At 38.2% G+C, this 18,796-nt stretch carries 17 protein-coding genes; 14 read left to right on the top strand and 3 right to left on the bottom strand.

Going from position 1 to position 18,796, the window contains the following annotated elements:
* Positions 1–11: 11 nt before the first annotated feature.
* From NBX03_RS15180 to NBX03_RS15140, 9 genes are all read left to right on the top strand, one after another.
* On the top strand, positions 12–590 hold the full coding sequence (locus NBX03_RS15180) for a major tail protein (protein WP_250228614.1): 579 nt from the start codon (positions 12–14) through the stop codon (positions 588–590).
* 572 nt (positions 591–1,162) lie between these two features.
* Positions 1,163–1,633 carry a hypothetical protein gene (locus tag NBX03_RS15175; RefSeq protein WP_250228613.1) on the top strand — a complete coding sequence of 157 codons (471 nt, stop codon included), beginning with the start codon at positions 1,163–1,165 and terminating at the stop codon, positions 1,631–1,633.
* A gap of 179 nt (positions 1,634–1,812) precedes the next feature.
* Entirely contained in the window at positions 1,813–5,931 is a 4,119-nt protein-coding gene (locus NBX03_RS15170) for a hypothetical protein (RefSeq protein ID WP_250228612.1), read from the top strand.
* Positions 5,932–5,991: 60 nt separating this feature from the next.
* Positions 5,992–6,855 (top strand): phage distal tail protein, encoded by an 864-nt coding sequence (locus NBX03_RS15165; RefSeq protein WP_250228611.1) that lies wholly within the window; start codon positions 5,992–5,994, stop codon positions 6,853–6,855.
* 2 nt (positions 6,856–6,857) lie between these two features.
* On the top strand, positions 6,858–7,964 hold the full coding sequence (locus NBX03_RS15160; protein WP_250228610.1) for a siphovirus ReqiPepy6 Gp37-like family protein: 1,107 nt from the start codon (positions 6,858–6,860) through the stop codon (positions 7,962–7,964).
* Positions 7,965–8,112: 148 nt separating this feature from the next.
* Positions 8,113–9,084, top strand: a complete 972-nt coding sequence (locus NBX03_RS15155; protein ID WP_250228609.1) for a hypothetical protein — start codon at positions 8,113–8,115, stop codon at positions 9,082–9,084.
* Positions 9,081–9,872, top strand: coding sequence for a glycine-rich domain-containing protein (locus tag NBX03_RS15150; RefSeq protein WP_456298366.1), 792 nt, complete (start codon positions 9,081–9,083; stop codon positions 9,870–9,872). Before NBX03_RS15155 ends, NBX03_RS15150 begins: the two co-directional genes overlap by 4 nt.
* Positions 9,873–9,888: 16 nt before the next feature.
* Complete coding sequence (locus NBX03_RS15145; RefSeq protein ID WP_250228608.1) at positions 9,889–10,218, top strand: hypothetical protein; 330 nt, start codon at positions 9,889–9,891, stop codon at positions 10,216–10,218.
* Positions 10,219–10,276: 58 nt separating this feature from the next.
* The gene (locus tag NBX03_RS15140) at positions 10,277–10,435 is read left to right on the top strand and encodes a hypothetical protein (protein WP_250228607.1); all 159 of its coding nucleotides are present in this window, start codon (positions 10,277–10,279) and stop codon (positions 10,433–10,435) included.
* A gap of 358 nt (positions 10,436–10,793) precedes the next feature.
* Here NBX03_RS15140 and NBX03_RS15135 read toward each other — a convergent pair whose 3' ends face one another.
* On the bottom strand, positions 10,794–11,288 hold the full coding sequence (locus NBX03_RS15135) for a GAF domain-containing protein (RefSeq protein ID WP_250228606.1): 495 nt from the start codon (positions 11,286–11,288) through the stop codon (positions 10,794–10,796).
* An 838-nt stretch (positions 11,289–12,126) separates the two neighbouring features.
* Here NBX03_RS15135 and NBX03_RS15130 point away from each other — a divergent pair.
* Together NBX03_RS15130 and NBX03_RS15125 are read left to right on the top strand one after the other, a co-directional pair.
* A complete protein-coding gene (locus NBX03_RS15130) occupies positions 12,127–12,495 on the top strand; it encodes a MazG nucleotide pyrophosphohydrolase domain-containing protein (RefSeq protein WP_250228605.1) in 369 nt (122 codons plus the stop codon).
* 768 nt (positions 12,496–13,263) lie between these two features.
* On the top strand, positions 13,264–13,632 hold the full coding sequence (locus tag NBX03_RS15125; protein ID WP_250228604.1) for a hypothetical protein: 369 nt from the start codon (positions 13,264–13,266) through the stop codon (positions 13,630–13,632).
* A 241-nt stretch (positions 13,633–13,873) separates the two neighbouring features.
* On the opposite strand, the gene NBX03_RS15120 is transcribed toward NBX03_RS15125, so the two are convergent.
* Both NBX03_RS15120 and rsgA read right to left on the bottom strand, forming a co-directional pair.
* Complete coding sequence (locus NBX03_RS15120) at positions 13,874–14,737, bottom strand: DMT family transporter (RefSeq protein ID WP_250228603.1); 864 nt, start codon at positions 14,735–14,737, stop codon at positions 13,874–13,876.
* Positions 14,738–15,643: 906 nt separating this feature from the next.
* The gene (gene rsgA / locus NBX03_RS15115; RefSeq protein ID WP_250228602.1) at positions 15,644–16,690 is read right to left on the bottom strand and encodes a ribosome small subunit-dependent GTPase A; all 1,047 of its coding nucleotides are present in this window, start codon (positions 16,688–16,690) and stop codon (positions 15,644–15,646) included.
* An 890-nt stretch (positions 16,691–17,580) separates the two neighbouring features.
* Here rsgA and NBX03_RS15110 point away from each other — a divergent pair.
* From NBX03_RS15110 to NBX03_RS15100, 3 genes are all read left to right on the top strand, one after another.
* Positions 17,581–17,757 (top strand): hypothetical protein, encoded by a 177-nt coding sequence (locus tag NBX03_RS15110; protein WP_250228601.1) that lies wholly within the window; start codon positions 17,581–17,583, stop codon positions 17,755–17,757.
* 25 nt (positions 17,758–17,782) lie between these two features.
* Positions 17,783–17,932 carry a hypothetical protein gene (locus tag NBX03_RS15105; protein ID WP_250228600.1) on the top strand — a complete coding sequence of 50 codons (150 nt, stop codon included), beginning with the start codon at positions 17,783–17,785 and terminating at the stop codon, positions 17,930–17,932.
* Between the two features lie 524 nt (positions 17,933–18,456).
* Positions 18,457–18,642, top strand: coding sequence for a hypothetical protein (locus NBX03_RS15100; RefSeq protein ID WP_250228599.1), 186 nt, complete (start codon positions 18,457–18,459; stop codon positions 18,640–18,642).
* Positions 18,643–18,796: the final 154 nt, after the last annotated feature.

The following is an 18,796-nucleotide window of genomic DNA, read 5'->3' as shown; positions in this document are numbered from 1 at the left end:
AAATGATTTATATGGCAGCAAATAAGAAGCTTGCATTACAGGGTTTTTCAAGGCTTAAGCTTTTTCCCGTGATTAAGAATAGCTCAGAGGGCTATGAGGTAGGAGAAGGCTTCGATCTTCCTGAGGCTCAGGAAATGACAAAAGAAACGGACGCCAGTGAAACAAAGATTTATGCAGACGACAGGCTTTATCTTAATATGAAAAGCTGGAATGGCCTTAAGGTTACGATTACCGTAGCGGAAATGGACCTTGAACTTATGGCTAAGCTTGGATTTGGAGAAATAGACCCGGAAACAAAGGCCCTTAAGTGGAATCCTCAGGGAAAGAATAATGAATATGCGTTATCTTTCAGATGCGCAACTGCAAGCGGAGACTACCGTATGTACAAGATGTTTTCCTTTACAGTAAGCGAGATTAATGAAACAGGTGTAAAGACAAAGGGAGACGGCTCTGAAATAAATGCGTATCAGATTGTCGGAACATTTACAAAAAGAGCAATGGACGGAAGCCCGGGTGAGATTAAGGATACGGAATCGGCCGCCGACTTAGTATGGCTTGATACCATAGAAACACTTCCTGAAACACCTTAAATTTAATATGAAGAAAAGCAGGAGCGGGCCGCCCATTACATAGCTGGCATGCGTATACTTGAATAAATATGAAATATAGCATTGCCAATTTGCTTTTCCCTTGTTTATGCCCCTTTATCATAAATTTGAAGTTAAACAGTAACAAAGCCGTATATTCACGCAGGCTTAAAAATGTACCGTTTCTAAAGGAAATCTATATTTTTATCTAAGTGAACTTGAAAAAGGATACAGGTATAATCCATCCCTTTTTTAAGCGGGTGTCTTCTTATGGTTATCAAACTTGTTTTTGATTGGTAACGATGAGCCTGTTGGGAATAGGCTTTTGTTGCTTCTAATAAATTTATCTTCAAATAAAATACTTGCAGCGGAATGAAAGCAAATTGACTATACGCTCCTGCAATAGGCTGTTCAGAGTAAAAAATTACTTTGGGCAGCCTATTTATTTAGCTTAATAGCAAAATTACTGTTAAGCTAAATAAGTTTTTTAAATACATACTAAATCAGCTTACGATTTTCTGGAACTGATTTAGTACATATAAATTTATAATGACTACCACTACAAGGAGGAAATCATGTTTAAATTAAACAAGCCGGAAGATAAAACAGGATTATCTTTACCAAGGTCAAAAAAGGTATGCGGATACGAGATAAAAAAGCTCCCCATAGGGGGCTATTTAAATGCGCTTGAAAGAATAAAGGAGTTTCCTGCTGACTTTCTGGGAAAATGTTTTCCGGAAAAGAGCATTGATGAGATTCTGGATATTTTTTATACGGTGGATACAGGAAAGATTACGGAGATGGCTACTTCTTTATTTATACTGGCTCCGACATATATTGTGGGTTTTGTATCGGAGCTTACCAATATACCGGAAGAGAGGCTTTTAAATGACGAAAATATAGGTATTTCTGGTTTTGGAGATATTATCCTTGCGTTTCTAGAGGTAAATGAGCTGGGAAAGTTCATATCAGTAGCAGGGGAAATAAAAGGAAAAATAAAGGATATGAAGATAGCTCCGACCCTGACTACTGGCTTCAAAGACTGATTGCCTGCTGCCTTTCTATAGGAATAACAAAAAAAGAGCTCCTAAACGACTATTATATTGATGAAATAGGAGAGATTTTATATGAACATAACGAAATGCACAGGCTGCCGGACAGAGAAGAAAAGAATGAAGTTACAGGGATGGATTTCTTCGGATTTTAAGCAAGAGGAGGTGACAAAGTGAATAACAATGAAATCATAATACACCTTAGGGCTTCTGCGGAAGGCGTAAAAAAAGGGGTGGAAGCCGCCAAGAAAAGCCTTGAAGGCCTGAAAAAAGAGAAAAAGCTTCTTGAAGAAGAACTCCACATGAAGGTTCATAAGGGAGAGCTTAATAAACTAAAAGAAGAGCTTTCTTCACTTCAAAAAAGAAAAGAGATTCTTGAAGGGGCAATTAGTTTTCCGGTGGATTCTGAAAGAATTTCAGAGATGAAAATGAAGCTTTCTGAGCTTAATAATGAAAAAAATAAAATAGAAGCGATGCTTTCCATTCCTATGGATTTATCAAGCAGCGATGAGCTTAAATCAAAGCTTGAAGAAATCAGTTCAAAGGCAAAAGAACTTGAAAGGAAAATAAGCATTGAAGTTGAAATCGAAAGCAGTACTGCAAGCTCAGAACTTAGTGATATAAAGCGAAAAATCAGCTATATCGAAAGAAGCATTCAAATAGAGGCAAGCGCTGTAGGCATAGGGGCAGTTTCAGCCCAGCTTAAAGAAGTAGCAATAGATATAGAAGCGGTTAAAGAAAAAAGCTCAGGATTTTCTGAAAGATTAGAAGCGGCCCTGCCGGCGGCCGGTGCTGTTTTCAGTGCAGTATCTTCCGGGGTAAAGACAGGCCTTGACACTTTTAGTGAGTATAGCACTGTTATGAATAATCTGAGCGCAAATATGCTTCAATTGGGTATCAGCTCATCAGCTGCCATGGATATTGTTCAGCAGAAATCTGCTGATGGATTCCTGTCTGTTTCTGATGCGGAAGAAGCAATAAAAAATCTGACTCAATATGGATATACCCTTTATCAGGCTTCTGAAATGGTAGACAGGCTTAAGGACAGCGCCGTAAAAAACAGGCAGTCTCAATATACTTTAAGCGAAGCGGTAAAGGCGACGACAGAAGGCATTAAGAACGGAAATTCTGCATTGGCAGAGGCTTCCGGAGTTACAAAGCCTCTTTCTAAAATGTATGAAGAGTACGCATTGAGCTTAGGAAAGACCGCCGAAAGCTTAACCGAAGCTGAAAAAGCGCAGGCTACATATAACGGTTTTATGAAGGAAACGGAATCTTTTATGGGGAACGCCGCGACCTATGCAGATACCCTTGCGGGAAGCCAAGAACAGCTTAAATCCTCTGTGACGGGGGTTGCCGCGGCATTTGGAGAGGCCCTTGCCCCTGTTGCCATAGAGCTTATGCAAAGCTTAACTTCAATACTGAACTTAGTAAGAGAATTTATATTAGAGAATAAAGAAACGGTAGTGACGCTTACGGCATTGGCAGGAGGGATTGCCGGGGTAATCGTTGCTATCGGAAAGGCCCAGGCAGCAGTTAAGGGTATTGGCGCAATAGGAAATCTATTGAGTTTAAATCCTGCAATAGCCCCCCTTGTAGGCGTTGCAGGAGCAATAGGCTTAGTTATCAGTATGGTTTCCGATGCCCATGAAAAAACCATAGGCTTTAATGAGGAATTTGACAAAGTTAAAGGCGCCGCCGATGGCTTCAGAAACGCAATGAAGTTTGGTGTAGATGAAGAAAATATAGCTGCTTTGAAGGAAGGCAGAGAAGGCTTGGACCTTTTGGTTGAAAGACTTGATACCCTTGGGAAGGTGAATAAAAGCATTGCGGATGCCGGCGGAGATGACTTTTCCTACACAGAAGGTAAAATTTTAAATTTTGCAAAGGAAGTTGAAAAGTACGGCATTACCCTTTCCGGTGTAGGATCTGCGGAAGAACAGCGGCTGGAGATGCTTGCAAAGCTTAACAGTGCCAGAAGTTTAGCAACGGTTAAAGAACAGAATTATTATAAGGCTGTTGCTGAAAATAAGGCAGTGATTTTAGCCCAGTCGATGGATATGGAGAAATTAAGCCAAAGCATTAAAGAAACCGCTGAACGCTTAGAATTTTTAGAGCAGTCTCAAAAAGCCCTCAGCCAAGGTCAGGACTTAAGCGCAGAAACCCTTAATAAGCTTATAGACCTTTATCCGAAGGTTGCAGAATATATTGCATCAACAGGAGATTTAACCCTTAAAAACGGAGAAATACTATCTATCGTAGCGGCAGAAAGCAGAAAGCTGGCTACGGATACATTGAATGCCGAAAGGGAGAAAACTGAAAATGTTATAAAGGGAACTAAAAACAGAATTGCCGCTATGGAATCTGAGCTTACAATGCTTCTGGCATTACAGCTGGCCCAGGGAGATACGGGATACGATGTTGAAGAAATCAATAAAACCATAAAACAAAGAACCATAGAAATAGAAAGCGCAAAGGAAACTGTTGCTAAAGAGACAGTTAAGCTGGATCAAATATCTAAAAGTATGCAGGAATATGGATCAGACTCTTCCAAAGGAGAAAACAAAAAGGCGTTATCTTCAGGTTCCGGCGGCATAAGCTCAGGATATGTGGAAAAGACCAATTCAGAGCTTCAAAAGCAGCTTAAAATCATAGACGATATTAAGGCCACTTCTGAAATGAGCGCCGAAGAAGAAATTCAAAGGCTTAGGACAATTTTAGCGGAATATGAGCTTACGAAGGAAGAAGCGTTTGAAATTGAAAAGCGGCTTTTTCCTCTTAGAAAGGCGCTTGGCGATAAGCTTTATAAAGAAGAAATGGACAATATAGAAAAGCTCAATAAAGGCAGGGAAGACAATACGGATTTTTCGGCTATTATTGAAGCTTATAAAAAGCTGTTTGATGAAATACCCCAGATGTATGAGGGACTTCCGATTACTATAGGAGAAAAGCAAAAGGAAGTTATGAAGCTTATTGAGGATAATACGAGGAATTTAGCTGATAAAATTTCCGGAATCGGGATGGAAGCCTTGGATAATGCAGTAAGCCTTCACGATAAATATATTAACAACCTGAAACAGTTTAACGGAATGACTTTACCGGACGGAACGGAATATGAATTTGGGCCGGCGGAAGAAAAAATTCTCGTAGGTGAATGGCTTGAAGCTATCAATAAGGATATTGACGATTTTGTTTCCCAATATGGGGATAAAACGGACAAAATGACAAATGGGCAAAAAGAGCAGTACGAAGACCTCTTACAGCTTCAGCAGGACTATAATGACAGGCATATAGCCCTCTCCCTAGAGGCAATCAAAGAAGAAGAACGGAATATGGAAGAGCAAAGGAAAATAAAGCTCCAGGCCTTAGAAGAGCTTAACCGCCAGATTATCGCAAAGGAAAAAGAACAAACCTCAAAATTAATTGAAGAGATAAAAACAAGATATAGTGAAGAAATAAAATTTGCAGAAGAAGCGGCCAACGCAGAAATATCAGCTTATGAAGAAAAGATAAAAGCCATAGATAATCTTCTGAAAGAAGAAGAACGCAAGGAAGAAGACGATAAATACAGCGACAAAATAAACAGGCTGAGAGGGCTTCTTGAATTTGAGACAGACGACAGCAACAAATATGAGATGCAAAAGGAAATAGACAATCTTACTGCTGAAAACGACAAGAGAAAGCGAAAAGAATCTCTTGAAGATGAAAAGGCTATGTATCAGGAGCAAATCAATGCCGTAAAAGAGAACCTTGCAGAACAGAAGCTGATGCTTGAAGAAAACAGAGATGCTGAAATAGCCTTTCATGAGGAGGCTCTTGAAAGCTATACGGCAAAGCTTGAAGCAGAACTTGAAGGGCTTAAAGGCAATAATGAGCAAAACCTTGAGGAGCTTAAAAAGAACTATGAGAATCAGGAAAAGGAATATAAGACATTTTTAGACGGGAAAAAAGTCAAAACACAGGAAAATAATTTAGAAACCGAAGCGCTCATGGATTCAAGCTCCACCAATATCATCAACAGGCTTTACGAACGGGTAGAAGAATACAGAGAAGCGGGAAAACGCGCAGGAGACGCCTATGCGGAAGCCTTCAGAGAATCGGTGCAGTCCATAGAATCCCAAATAGACGACAGGCAGTATTCTGTTTTAGGGGCTCAGGCAAGCACGATGTCTACAAATGCAACAAATAACAGTATTCAGCTTTATCAAAGCATCAGCTCCCCTACTGCAAGCCCTTCTAAAGTGGCAAGGGAATCTAAAAAGGCTCTTGAAAGTGCTTTAAGATATGTTTAGAAGAACTGGTTTGCTTTTCTTTAGCTGTGGCTGTAATCCTCTTTCAAAAGGAGTGATAAAATGCAAAAACTAAAATTTATTAATTCCCGGGGTTTTGAGGTGGAGTTTATGTCTCAGGACCCTTTTATATTCTGGAAAATAGACGGCATAAGCCTGCCTCCGGTGGAGCCCGTATTTACCCAGTCCGTAGGGCAGAGCGGCTATACCCTTCATTCCATTGTTTTTGACAGCAGGGTCGTAACCCTTACGGGCCATGTTGTAGATTCCTACGGAGATGTAAAAAAAATGTATGCGGAAAGGCAGCGGCTTCTTAACATCATAAGCCCAAGCTTCGGCATAGGAAGGCTTGTTTATGAAAATGACAATGGCAGATGGTCGATTCCTGCTTTCTGTAAGGACGCAGCCTATGCCGAAAAAATAAATTCAGTACAGACTTTAAATATAAGTTTTGAATGCCCCTCGCCCTTTTGGCAGGATTATGAAAATACGGTTGTAAGCCTTGCATATGTGGAGGGTGGTTTGAAATTTCCCATTGTAACGCCGGGATTTTTCGGAACATTGGGATACAGAGCTTTTGTAGACAATAAAGGCGATGTGTCTGCCCCTATGGAAATATATATAGACGGCGGAGCCCAGAATCCAATGATTAAAAACGTAAGCACAGGGGAATTTATAAAGGTAGAAAGAAAAATGAATCCCTATGATAAGCTGTATATCAATACGGACCCTGAAAACCTCAAAGTAGAGCTTATAAGAAACGACGGCATCAGCGAAACAAGGGAAAACGCCTATGGCTATTTAAGCTTTGATTCCTCTTTATTCGGCCTTAAGCCCGGTATGAACGAGCTGATATTTACCTCCGACGATGAAAATAAAAAGGTAAAAATAAGGCTTGTATTCAGGCTGCTTTATTCGGGGGTGTAATCATGGCGTGTGAAATAAGGATATACGACAAAGACTTTAACTGGGTAGGTACGGTTAAAAATGCCGAAAGCATCCAGTTTACCCGTTCCTTTTACGGTATAGGCGGTTTTGAAATCCATATCCATCCAGAAAAAAATTATGCCGGCAAGCTCTGCCAAAGGGGAAATTTCATTATCATAAACGGCAATATGGAAAAAATGGGCATCATAAGATACTTTACATTAAACGAAAGCAGAGACGGAGCCAGTATTTCTGTATTCGGAGATACTGTAAAGGGTTTTGCAAACCAGAGAATCATAATTCCCCCTACGAAAACAGAAAATCCTTTAGCCTACGGCTGGGACAGAATATCAGGAAATGCAGAGACTGTTATAAAGCACTATTTAAAAAGGAGTTTAACAAATTCCTCAATTTCCGGCAGAAACATTCCCTTTATAGAAATAGCCGAAGATTCAGGCAGGGGCCAGACTGCCAAATGGCAGGCAAGGTATCAGAACCTAGGAGAAGTAATTCAAGAAATAGCAGAAATGTACGATATAGGCTGGAAGGCTTATTTTGACCCGGAAAGAGAAATGATTCTGTACGATATTGATGAGGGGACGGACAGGACCCTTTCCCAGACAGAAAATTCCTCTGTTACATTTAAGCTGGAATATAGCAATATAGGAGAATATTCCTATACGGAGGATTTCAGCAATTTCAGGACCACCGGCATATGCGGCGGAAGCGGGGAGGATGAAAACAGGCTTATTTATACCCTTGGCGGAGAAGCGGAAGGGGCTTGGCGCTTTGAAGAATTTCTTGACTGCGGCAATGCAAAGGATATCACGGAGCTTATCCATTACGGAGAGCAGAAGCTTTCCGAATTTAAAGAAATAAAGCATATTGAAGCCGATGCCCTTCCAAGGGCTTTTATTTTTGAAGAGGATTTCTTTTTAGGGGACAAGGTAAGCGTATATATCGGCAGAATCAACAGCACTGAGGATACGAGAATAACCGAAGTAAAAGAAATATGGGAAAGAGATTCAGGCTACAGCTATGAAATAAAATTCGGCTATGACCTGCCGAATATCTATACTGCCCTGAAACCCAAGGCAGTAATCAGATAAAAACAAAGCCAATATAGTGCATCACTTTTTACCGCTACAAGTATTGAGCTTTACATTTTATAAAATCAGTAAAAAGTGTATTGCACAGGAATTAATTTTAAATTTATATTACTCTAACTCTTTCATTGAAAAGAAAGGACGTGATTAAATGGCAAAAATCTGGTACGGTCATTTTGACTCAACACAAGAAGACCCCAGAGAGCTTCTGGCAGAGGATTGGGCCAAATATATCAGCATGTTTTTGGGAAACGGCATAAGAAACGGCGGCACCAGCCTTCAAATAACAGCAGACGGAGCCGGAATGTACACCAAGATGGACGAGGGCTATGCAAATATTAACGGATATTTCTTCAAATCCGAATCCGACATAGAAGGCGGACGCTACTACACCATAGCCCACCCGGCTGCAAATCCCGAACTTCCGAGGATAGACAGGATAGTATTAAGACTCGACAGGACCATAGCCGTAAGGAAGGTTATCCCGGCTGTTATAACGGGTAGCCCCTCCTTAAGTCCTACAGCTCCGCAGCTTACCCGGAACAATAATATCTATGAAATTTCTTTGGCTCAAATCCGCGTTCCCGCCGGAGCCGCAGTCATCAGGCCTGCTGATATAACAGATGAAAGGCTGAATTCTAATTTATGCGGCATCATAGATTCCCTCATATCCGCAGATACAGCGGAAATGTATCAGGACTTTACGGATAAGTTCTTAGAGAAAATGAATTTTTATGAGGTAAGCTTTGAAAATCAGCTTCAGGCGCAGGGGAAAGAATTTGAAATAACTCTCACAAGCCGAAAGAATGATTTTGATTATTGGTTCGGCTCTGCAAAGACAGATATTGCAATGCTTCAGACTTATGATTTTGATAATCTGGCGGCTTTAAGTCAAGTAGATAAAACGACAGAGTTCCTTGAAGACGGCAATATTAAAGAGACTATAAGAAAAAAGCTTGACAATATCTTAGTTGCCGAAAGGCATACGGTTTTTAATGAAGATGAAAGCATTTCAGCCACAGTTACAGTATATCAGGAAGACGGAGAAACTATTAAAAACCAAAGCACAGTGAATACCGTCTTTGAAGCATACGGAAATATAAGAGAGGAAGTGGTTTCATGAGTTGGGCAGAGATTAAGAAAGCGGTAAATAGTGATTTGAATAAGCCATTGAATGAACTGATAACCGACAGAATTAAGATTTTTACATCTGATGATACGTTCGTAGTTCCACGCGGAGTGTCCGTCGTTCATGTAATAATGATTGGCGGCGGAGGAGGTGGGGGTGGAGGTGCCCTTGCTCAGAACGTCGGAGCCGGAGGCGGTGGAAGCGGAGTCATACAAGAAGCTTACTTGAGTGTAAATGAGGGAGAAGAAATTCCTATAACCATCGGCGTAGGTGGTACAGGTGGCGCCGCTGGCTCTCCTGAGGGTGGAGCAGGACAGAATGGCAACTCCGGAGGTATAACCTCTTTTGGAGCATACTTATCAGCAGTTGGCGGTGAAGGAGGCTATAGAAGCACACCAGGAACTGGCGGCAAAGGGGGTAGCGGCGGCGCTGGAGGCTGGGCAGATGATTCCACAACAAAAAAAAATGCAGGCGGAGGCTCAGGAAATGACGGTTCAAACGGTTTAAGAGCAAATGGCTCTATTGCCGCAATGGGAGGTACTGCGGCGAGGTCAAGTGACCACAGATATTCCCTTGGTGGAGAAACCGGGCTGTCTACGTATTCAGGTGGCGGAGGCGGAGGCGGCTTTGGCACGTCTGCCGTAGTTGCGTCTCCCGGAAACAGCTCAAGAAGAGGACAAGGTGGAACTGGGTATGGAGCTGGAGGCGGTGGAAGTTGTTCCGGAGCTGGATATGGAGCTGGCGGCAAAGGAGCCGATGGCGTCTGCATAGTCATGTACTAATAAAAGAGGTGATATTATGAAAACAGTTCAAATATTAGGAAATAAAGTCCATTGGATTACCCCTTATCCCTCACTTGAGGAAGCCTCACTCTTTGCCCCGGATATAATACTAAAGGAAGCCCCTGATTATATAGAAGAAGGGTATTTATATGACGCAGAAAGCGATACATTTCTTCCCTCTGATGATTCCGAAAATAATGCTGAACCGCCTGCAACTTTAGACCAATTAAAGGATTTAATTATAAACGCTAACCTCAGCGCCGAGGAAAATAAAGAAATGATTTTAGTTTTAGCCTCCGCCATAGCAGAAGTTTATGAAAGATTAGATGCAGAGGCTTTAAAATGATATTAATATAAATAATGACTTAAAAAGTAATATTTAAAAAAAGGAAGTAGATAGTATTATGTTAGATTTATATGTAGCTTTAATAATTGCAGGCAAAAGAACGGCAGACGACAAGCCTAATGGCTCTGCTGGAACGATATTAGAAAGATATAGGCAGCCTGCAATAGAAGTTTTAACTTCTCTGGGCCTTGATAAGCACGGCAACCCGATAGATTAATCTACTTATTTTATGGGATAAATTTTCTGCAAAATGTAAACAGACAGGTTGCATGCTTTTTCTATTTCCACATATGAGAGGCCTTGCTATAAAACGCTTATGGCAAGGCTTTTTAATTTTATCATATAGTTGATTAAATAAGAAGCAGTACATAGTCAATTTGTTTTTCTCTCATTTTATGCCCTCTCAAACCTAATATTTACTTGGGAATAGAAGCAAATTAACTATAAAATAAAAGAAAAGAGTGCAAAGCACGATTATTTTGACTTTCAAATACCCATTTCATATGAAATGGGTATTTGAAACTATTACGAATAGACAGCGTTTCTCACTTTTACAAATTGCTTAATTATAAATGCTATACCAAGCTATCCCACTTAACATAAATAGATAAGATATCGATAAAGCTTTGAAGACCCTTCTGGTCGTTTTCGTTAAATCTTGATTTTATGGGGCTGTCGATATCCAATACGCCAAAGAGTATACCGTCCTTTATGATAGGCAGGACGATTTCCGACTGGGAAGCACCGTCACAGGCAATATGCCCGGGAAATTGGTGGACGTCTTCTACGATTACGGGTTCTTTCTTATGAGCGGCTGTACCGCAAACCCCTCTTCCCATAGGAATTCTTATACATGCGGGCTTGCCTTGAAAAGGCCCTAATATTAATTGATTTTCTTTATAAAGATAAAATCCTGCCCAATTGATATCTTTCATGCTGTAGAATAAGAGTGCGGCGCTGTTGCATAAATTGGCCAAGGCATCTGTCTCATCTTCTATTAAGCTCTTTAATGCCTGATTCAGCATTTCATAATTTTTTCCGTCAAAGCCTAGAGTGATTCCTTTATCCATAGAGACCTCCAATATTTAAAAATTCTGTTTTAGACGATGCTTTATAGTTGAAAGGGTTATATATTTAATTTCCTTAAAATTAGCAGAATGAAGCAAATTCATTGCATAAATGCCGTTGAGTTTTTAAAAACTTCACATAGAGCTTATTTAGGGTATTTTATACCCTGTAAATTTAAAAAAGATGTAAAAACAAGCTTCCTTCTCAATTAATCTTTTACCGTATATCTCAGAATTTGTTAATTATACTGTATTTTATAATTTATTATGAAAAATAGCCTTCGTTTATAGCAAATTTAAAGTTAAACAGCAGCACAGCCGTATATCACTTGAATTCATATGAAGTAGCAGCATTGTTAATTTGCTTTTCTCTTATTTATGTCTCTTAAAGCCAAATGATTATAAAGGTATAAAAGTAAATTGACTATACCCAGGCTCAAAAATGCGTTTTAGAAGAAATAGAATAAACGGCTTTTTAACTGCCTTTATTTGATTATATATGAAAGCCCGTGTCTATTGCAGTATAAAGGCAATTTCACTGTGTTTCCGAAGGAAATCGGTATTTTTATACGAAGTGACTTGGAAAAAGGTACAGGCGTGAGCCTGTAAATCTTTTTTAAGTGAGGGTTTTCTTAGCTTTATCAAACTTGTTTTTTGTTTGGTAACCATATGCCTTAAGAGAATAGACTTTTGCTGCTCTTCATAATAAATTTACTATAAAATAAATACGATTTCTATTTAATAGATAAATTATACATGGTAAAATTGTTGAAGACAAGTAGGGGCTTTGTGTTTGTGATATTTAAGAAAACTTTAATGGTAAACAGGAGGTTTACGGGGAATGGACGATTTATCCTTTTCGGAAATGCTTAAAATGCAATACAATCTTTGGGAAAAAAATAAGGACTCATGGTCGCCTTTAGAGCCGGAATATGCACGAGATTCAATACTATGGATGATGGCAGAGGTTGGTGAGGTCATTGATATTATTAAGAAATGCGGAGAAAAGGCTATTGTATCCGATGAGGAGATTAAAGCTTCCCTTATAGAAGAAATGTGTGATGTTCTGATGTATTTTAACGATACCTTGCTGAAGTATAACATTTCATCAAAGGACATAGCCGCCGCCTATTATAAAAAACATAATAAAAACATGCAGCGCAACTTTGAAAACGAAGGGAAGCGGTTTGCCAAAAATTTAAAAAGTTAGATTTTGCAAGATTTAGCTAAAGAAAGTATTTCTATAAAGTACTGTAATTACATAGGCATCTGATTAACAGGCTCATCAATTTTATAAGGGTAATATGGTCTAATTACTATTTAAAATATGAAACCGAAATACTTGGATATATATGGAGATAGGCCGCAAAAACTGACTAGACTATAAGGTTCAAAAAACGTATTATTAATAGTATAAAAGTATATGATAAATTCTAAATATACGGCAGAGATAAGATTGGACTTTGATATGGATAAGTGGATTGAAATAGTCTCGTATTTGCAGGCGGTCCCTGTGCGGTATTGTCGTCTCTCTATGAGAGACGTGGATTGAAATTCGGCTACGGCAATTACACGGGCCTGTACCACCCGTGTCGTCTCTGGTAGAGGGATGTGGATTGAAATAGATTCCAGAATCCACCTAACGTTGCCCGAACTCGTCGTCTCTGGTAGAGAGACGCGGATTGAAATAGGTGCGGATGCAGCTCCAGCGTTTTCAGCATGAGTCATCTCTTGCCGAGGGATGCGGATTAAAATATAAAATATGAAGTAAGGAGGTTGGTATTTATATGTTGTCTCCGCGAGAGTTGTGGGTCAAAAGCTCCAGCCTTCAGGCATTATTATTTTTTCGTTAAGGCTGTCTCTTTTATTGGCAGCTATAGTTTAAAATCTCAAATATATAAATTTACGCTTATAAAATACAATACAGAAGGACTGATGGATATTGAAAGAAAAATTAAGGTTAAGGTTTAGCCGTTTTATGATAGGGCGTTATGGGGTAGATGACTTCAATCGCTTTTTAAATGCATTGGTTTTTATATTGCTGATACTTGGAATTTTCATCTCCCGTTATTTTACATATTTGGGTCTTGTTGTTATAGTATACGAATACTTTAGGGTTTTCAGCCGTGATATAAGTAAAAGATTTAAGGAAAATATTTTTTATTTAAACAAGAAAAGGAAAATAGACAAGTGGATTGCTAATAAAAAAATAAGGATTTCCCAAAGAAAAACCCATCGCTTCTACACCTGCCCCTCCTGTAAAAAAACAGTACGTATACCCAAGGGAAAGGGCAAGGTAATGATAAAATGCCCTATATGCAATACAGAGTTTGAAGGGAAAAGTTAAACTTTGTTATTTTAAAAGGTGTGGATTAAAATGACAGCATTGGGTTAAACCTTACCTCAATATCGCTGTTTCCCATAGAGGTCACAGAGTAATAGCATAACAGAAAAAGGGCTTAAAGGAAGCTTTGCTGTTAATCTTTGCACGAGGGGTACAGAAGGTATTCCACATAATAAAAAATGAAAAAATAAAAGGCCTTCTCTCTGCAAATAGCATAAAAGAAAGCCTTTTATATTTTTAGTTTTTATATAATTTCTTCTTCCTTTTCGATTGTCTTATCCCCAGGAAGATAAATAGATACACATACCCCTATGAGGATAAATAGAAGGCCCAGTATTGTAAATAAAGGCGGGATATATTCTGTTGCCCAATACACCCATACAGGATTCAGCAGAGGTTCTGCCATTGCAATTATAAGAGCTGATTCAACGGGGATTTTTTTAAGGCCTTCTCCATATACGGCATAGGATACCGCCGATATAAATATTCCGGCAAAAACAATAGGCATAATATCGGATATACCCTTAGGCATGGGGTTTAGGTCAAAAGGAAGCGCTGAAAGAAAAAATATTACGGATACAAGGTTTACACCGCCCACAATTCCTAAAGCACTGCCTTTATTTATGTTTTTTAAATTAATGCTATATAGCAGAAATGAAATGCCTACGATGATTCCCGTTAAAATAGAAAGAGGAGAAGCCGCATTTAAGCCGTCTAAAACACATAGGATAATGCCTATAAGAAAAAGAATAAATACAGGGATTTTTCGAGGCTGGATTTTTTTATCCTTTATGGCTTCATAGGCCATAAGATATATAGGGGCAGAATACTGCATGGCTACTGCCATTGCAGAGCTTCCTATTTTTGTGGTTATGGTAAAGACGCTTATAAATATAAAATACAATACTCCCGTTATGATGAGATATTTAACAGGCTCAACTTTTTTTCTCAAGAAAAACGGAAACAGCAGAAATGAAGCAACAACAGACCGTATAAGAGAAATCCAGATAGCGCTTGCATGAACGGTTTTTATAAGAACGCCGGATAAGCTCCAGAGCACCGCCGCTATGAATACAAATAAATACCCTTTAATATATTTTTTATTCATATGACCCTTCCGTAAAATAATATTTTGATTTGTTTACTCCTGCATTTCTCAAAGGAAAATATATAGGTAGAAGCTATGGTTATAGTAAATTTCCCATAAAGAAGCAACAAAACCTATTCACTATAGATTCAAAAACACAGGTTTCCTTCGGAAACGGTATATTCTTGAGTCTGCATAAATATACGGCTTTCTTACTATTTAATTTTAAATTTACTATATACTATAATTCAGATAAAAATGAATGCTTGTTTATAATCAATTTAAACTGAAACAATAGTTGCAGGTTTCGGCCTTCGAAGATGATGCCTGTTGGGCGAATGCCAACATCATTCGGTTATTATTTCATAGGAAATTTACTATAATTTCATTTATAAATATATTCCTAAAAATATAAACCTTATTAACAAAGATAAGAACTTGCTTGTTAACAATGAGAAAATGCCCTTTTAAAAGGCTATTTGCAAGCTATCCTTGTACAACTTTTCATCTTTACTTCGTATAAATAATATTATGTAAAACAGCTTTTCTATGAATTTACATGTTTCCGCACAGCATTTCTTATTATGAAAACATAATTCCATTATATTTCCTAAGTCAATCCATCTTTTTAAATCATGGAAAATAGATTTTTATCTTTATTTAATTAAGTCTGCGTGCCTTGCATAATTACAGCAATAGCCGGCAATCTGATATTTTCATTGTTTAAGCAAATTACTGTAGATAACTTCACTTTTTAATGAAATTATCAAGAAGTGCGATTGTATGGAATCGATTTTTACCTTCTTTAAAGCTTTTCATAAGTTTTATGCTTAATCCCTTATATTCATAAAACATAGTAACATGTTTCCGCTGTACTTACAAATATAAATAAGAACCCCCGGCAAAATAATTTCACCGGGGATTTGATTATCTTTTGTTTCTATTCTTATAGGCATGCCGCTGGCTTTTTTCCATGGTTCTTATTTTTTCTCTCCACATTCTCAAATAGGCCATTTTGTCTTCGCTTCGAAGATTTTCATTTTTAAGTTTTTGATAGTTTTTCCATCTGTCAGGGCTTAAGCTTCCATTTTCCAAGGCTTCAATAATAGCACAGCCTGGCTCCTTTGTATGGGTGCAGTCAGAAAAACGGCAGCTTTTTTCTAAAGCAGATATGTCTAAAAAGGCTTCACTTAAACCTTCCATAGCATCCCATAGGCCTATTTCCCTCATGCCGGGGGTATCTATAATCATGAATTTTTCCTTGGTCATGATTAACTGCCTGTAAGTGGTGGTATGCCTTCCTTTTGAATCCTCCTGCCGTATGTCTCCGGTCTTCATCAGTTCTTCTTCGGCTATGCAGTTTATAAGAGTAGATTTTCCGACCCCTGAAGAGCCGAGAAAAATTGCCGTTTTACGGGGTTTTAATAGGCTTTTTATCCGATCTATGCCGTCTCTTGTTAAGGCGCTTACAGAGATAACATCAACTCCCGGGGCCGAACTTTCCGCTTCGGCGACATAGCTTTCGGCATCTTGGCATAAATCTGCCTTTGTCAATATAACCCCGGGTATTCCGCCGCTTTGCCATGCTATCGCCATATAGCGTTCAAGCCTTGCGATATTAAAATCCTTATTTAAAGACATCAGTATAAACACATAGTCAAAATTGGCGGCGATAGCCTGTTCCCCAAGCTTTCCGAAATTATTGCTCCTTGTAAAATAAGATTTTCTGGGCAATGTTTTAATAATAAGGCTATCGCCTTTATCGTTGTAATTTATTAAAACAAAGTCTCCTACTGCGGGAAAATCCGCATAAGAACCGTTAAAATATAATCCTGATTTCAGTATGCCCTTTATTTCACCGTATTTGCAGACCATAGTATAACGTTCCTTATGGACTGCAGTAATCCTTGCCGGAATATCCGACGCTTCAATAACATCTTTATATTCAAATCCGTAATCTTCAATATTAATCATAGTTCCTCCCAATAAAGGTTTAATTTTGGGCACAAAAAAAGCACACCCTGTATGTATGCTTGAAAATAGCCCATATGCTTGTCAGAATACAAAAAGGTAAATTACGGCACAAAAATAATGCCCTATGAAATTGTCACCCTATCTAATTTTATCGCTCTCACAAAACATCGCCCCTTTCTTTGGAAACCTTATCCATGCTTTATTCATTTAATTATCTGAAATCTTAAGAAACCAAAAGATAATTAAACTGATACGGATACCAATAAATAAATTTCAGTTCTAAACAATATCGGCATTGCCAACTGTTTAAGAATATCACAATATGCTCATAAAATCAATCAGGCAGCACCTATAAAAAACACTGAACAAGATTTTGATTTTAGTAACTTGGATTTTAATCCATTTGATGGGAAAAATTATGCTTTAGGGTTAGATTTTTCAGGCACCAATTCATCTTCGTTAAATATCCCTACAGTGTATCGCCAAACCACAGAATGTTTTATAAAAAAATGATTTTAAGTGGCAAGGTCAAAGAATGTGTCTTGAATTTAATTATTATAAACAGTATCTTGCAGAACAAAACCCTTTGAGAAAACTGCAGAAAGTATTGATGGTACTTTTTATGTACACTAAAAATATCAGATAAGGTTTTGCCGCTCTGGGTTAAGACGGCATAGCGTATTTTGCAGATTGGCATAATCAAAAAAACAGCAGATTAAGGCTGGAACCGACCTGTAAAGCAAAGACCTTTTGGTGATGAAGTCTCTTTTCCATAGCAAAATGACTCCGGTCTGGACTTTTCAAATACGCTTTAATATACAGTACTATAAAAATATAAGCTTCATGCATAATCCTTAAAATAATGCGAATTCTATTGATGAGGTGATTATATGTCAGCAAAATACAGCAGTCTGCAAAGCCTTTTGGAAGACGATGCGGAAGCAAAAAACTTTTTTAATTCATTGCCCGATTATGTAAGAGAGCATATAAGCTCCCGGGGAAACAATGTAAATTCTTTTGAAAGCCTTAGACACTACGCAGATAATCTGCTTAGGGGCGATATTTAAAAGGAATAAATCAGGAGGTTTTACTATGCCAAAAGATTCTCAAATTGACCCTAAGGAAGTACGAAAGGAAAAATCTAAAGGCGGCCCTACCTTTGCTAACGATGCTTTAGATGGTGAAGGAAAAAATGCTAAAAAGCAGTCCATAAAAAAAGATGGTTTTCAAAGCAATAAATAAAAGGCTGCCGCTGAAGGTGCTTTATAGTAGATTTCTTATAAAGAAGGAACAAATTCCTATTTACAATAGCCTTAAAAACACAGGTTTTCCCGAAAACAGTATATTTTTGAGGCAATGCAGCTATATGATTTTGTTTCTCTTTCATTTTAAGTTTGCTATATGCCTTTTGCTAAAGGTGTGAAAAAACTATTTTCTTCACAGGGCTTATGATTTATCGTCAATTTGTTTTATGACCCTATCAGTATTTGGTTATAGCGGGCATAAGATAAGAGAAAGGCAATTGATGATGCTATTATTCATATGAATTCAAGTATAAAAAAGATTTAAATCATAGGCCCTGAGGAGATTATTTTATACCAAGAAATTTAAAAAAGGATATAGGCGCAAGCCCGTAGAGCTTTTAGGGGAGGGTCCTTATGGCTAATATTTGTCTTCGTGCTGAAAATGGCTTCTGCCTTTTTATTTTACATAAACCAATGCATAATATTAAGAAATTCAGCAAAAATAGATATTGAGGTGATACTATGGAAATGTCTACACAGGATTATTTAAAGAAAACCCTTTTAGACACACAGGAAAGAGTCCGTGACTTCATGCACTTTTCAGAAAATATGGATAGTGAACATTTGAGAAAGTATTTTCACGCATATGCAGAAAGCGAAGCAAAGCACGCTCAAAAGATTAAAAGCTTTATTGAAGACTTATCATAATATGAGATTAAAAATTTGGACATGCTTCTGAAAGCAAGAATCATATGCTAAGTTCTTATGGTATGGCAGATAAAAAGGGTTTTGAAATTTACCGAATGCTTTAGCCGGTAAATTATGTATCTTATAAACAATTTAAAGGACGGGGATATTTCCG

This window comes from Anaeropeptidivorans aminofermentans (assembly GCF_940670685.1).
Classification (GTDB): domain Bacteria; phylum Bacillota; class Clostridia; order Lachnospirales; family UBA5962; genus Anaeropeptidivorans; species Anaeropeptidivorans aminofermentans.
The sequence above is the reverse complement of the archived record's forward strand: the minus strand, read 5'-3'. Positions and strand labels throughout refer to the sequence as shown.

What these genes read in the sequence shown, in the direction of transcription:
- NBX03_RS15180 (WP_250228614.1), top strand. Translation starts at nt 12, where the DNA reads ATGGCAGCAAATAAGAAGCTTGCATTACAGGGTTTTTCAAGGCTTAAG.
- NBX03_RS15175 (WP_250228613.1), top strand. Translation starts at nt 1,163, where the DNA reads ATGTTTAAATTAAACAAGCCGGAAGATAAAACAGGATTATCTTTACCA.
- NBX03_RS15165 (WP_250228611.1), top strand. Translation starts at nt 5,992, where the DNA reads ATGCAAAAACTAAAATTTATTAATTCCCGGGGTTTTGAGGTGGAGTTT.
- NBX03_RS15160 (WP_250228610.1), top strand. Translation starts at nt 6,858, where the DNA reads ATGGCGTGTGAAATAAGGATATACGACAAAGACTTTAACTGGGTAGGT.
- NBX03_RS15155 (WP_250228609.1), top strand. Translation starts at nt 8,113, where the DNA reads ATGGCAAAAATCTGGTACGGTCATTTTGACTCAACACAAGAAGACCCC.
- NBX03_RS15150 (WP_456298366.1), top strand. Translation starts at nt 9,081, where the DNA reads ATGAGTTGGGCAGAGATTAAGAAAGCGGTAAATAGTGATTTGAATAAG.
- NBX03_RS15145 (WP_250228608.1), top strand. Translation starts at nt 9,889, where the DNA reads ATGAAAACAGTTCAAATATTAGGAAATAAAGTCCATTGGATTACCCCT.
- NBX03_RS15140 (WP_250228607.1), top strand. Translation starts at nt 10,277, where the DNA reads ATGTTAGATTTATATGTAGCTTTAATAATTGCAGGCAAAAGAACGGCA.
- NBX03_RS15135 (WP_250228606.1), bottom strand. Translation starts at nt 11,288, where the DNA reads ATGGATAAAGGAATCACTCTAGGCTTTGACGGAAAAAATTATGAAATG.
- NBX03_RS15130 (WP_250228605.1), top strand. Translation starts at nt 12,127, where the DNA reads ATGGACGATTTATCCTTTTCGGAAATGCTTAAAATGCAATACAATCTT.
- NBX03_RS15125 (WP_250228604.1), top strand. Translation starts at nt 13,264, where the DNA reads ATGATAGGGCGTTATGGGGTAGATGACTTCAATCGCTTTTTAAATGCA.
- NBX03_RS15120 (WP_250228603.1), bottom strand. Translation starts at nt 14,737, where the DNA reads ATGAATAAAAAATATATTAAAGGGTATTTATTTGTATTCATAGCGGCG.
- rsgA (WP_250228602.1), bottom strand. Translation starts at nt 16,690, where the DNA reads ATGATTAATATTGAAGATTACGGATTTGAATATAAAGATGTTATTGAA.
- NBX03_RS15110 (WP_250228601.1), top strand. Translation starts at nt 17,581, where the DNA reads ATGTCAGCAAAATACAGCAGTCTGCAAAGCCTTTTGGAAGACGATGCG.
- NBX03_RS15105 (WP_250228600.1), top strand. Translation starts at nt 17,783, where the DNA reads ATGCCAAAAGATTCTCAAATTGACCCTAAGGAAGTACGAAAGGAAAAA.
- NBX03_RS15100 (WP_250228599.1), top strand. Translation starts at nt 18,457, where the DNA reads ATGGAAATGTCTACACAGGATTATTTAAAGAAAACCCTTTTAGACACA.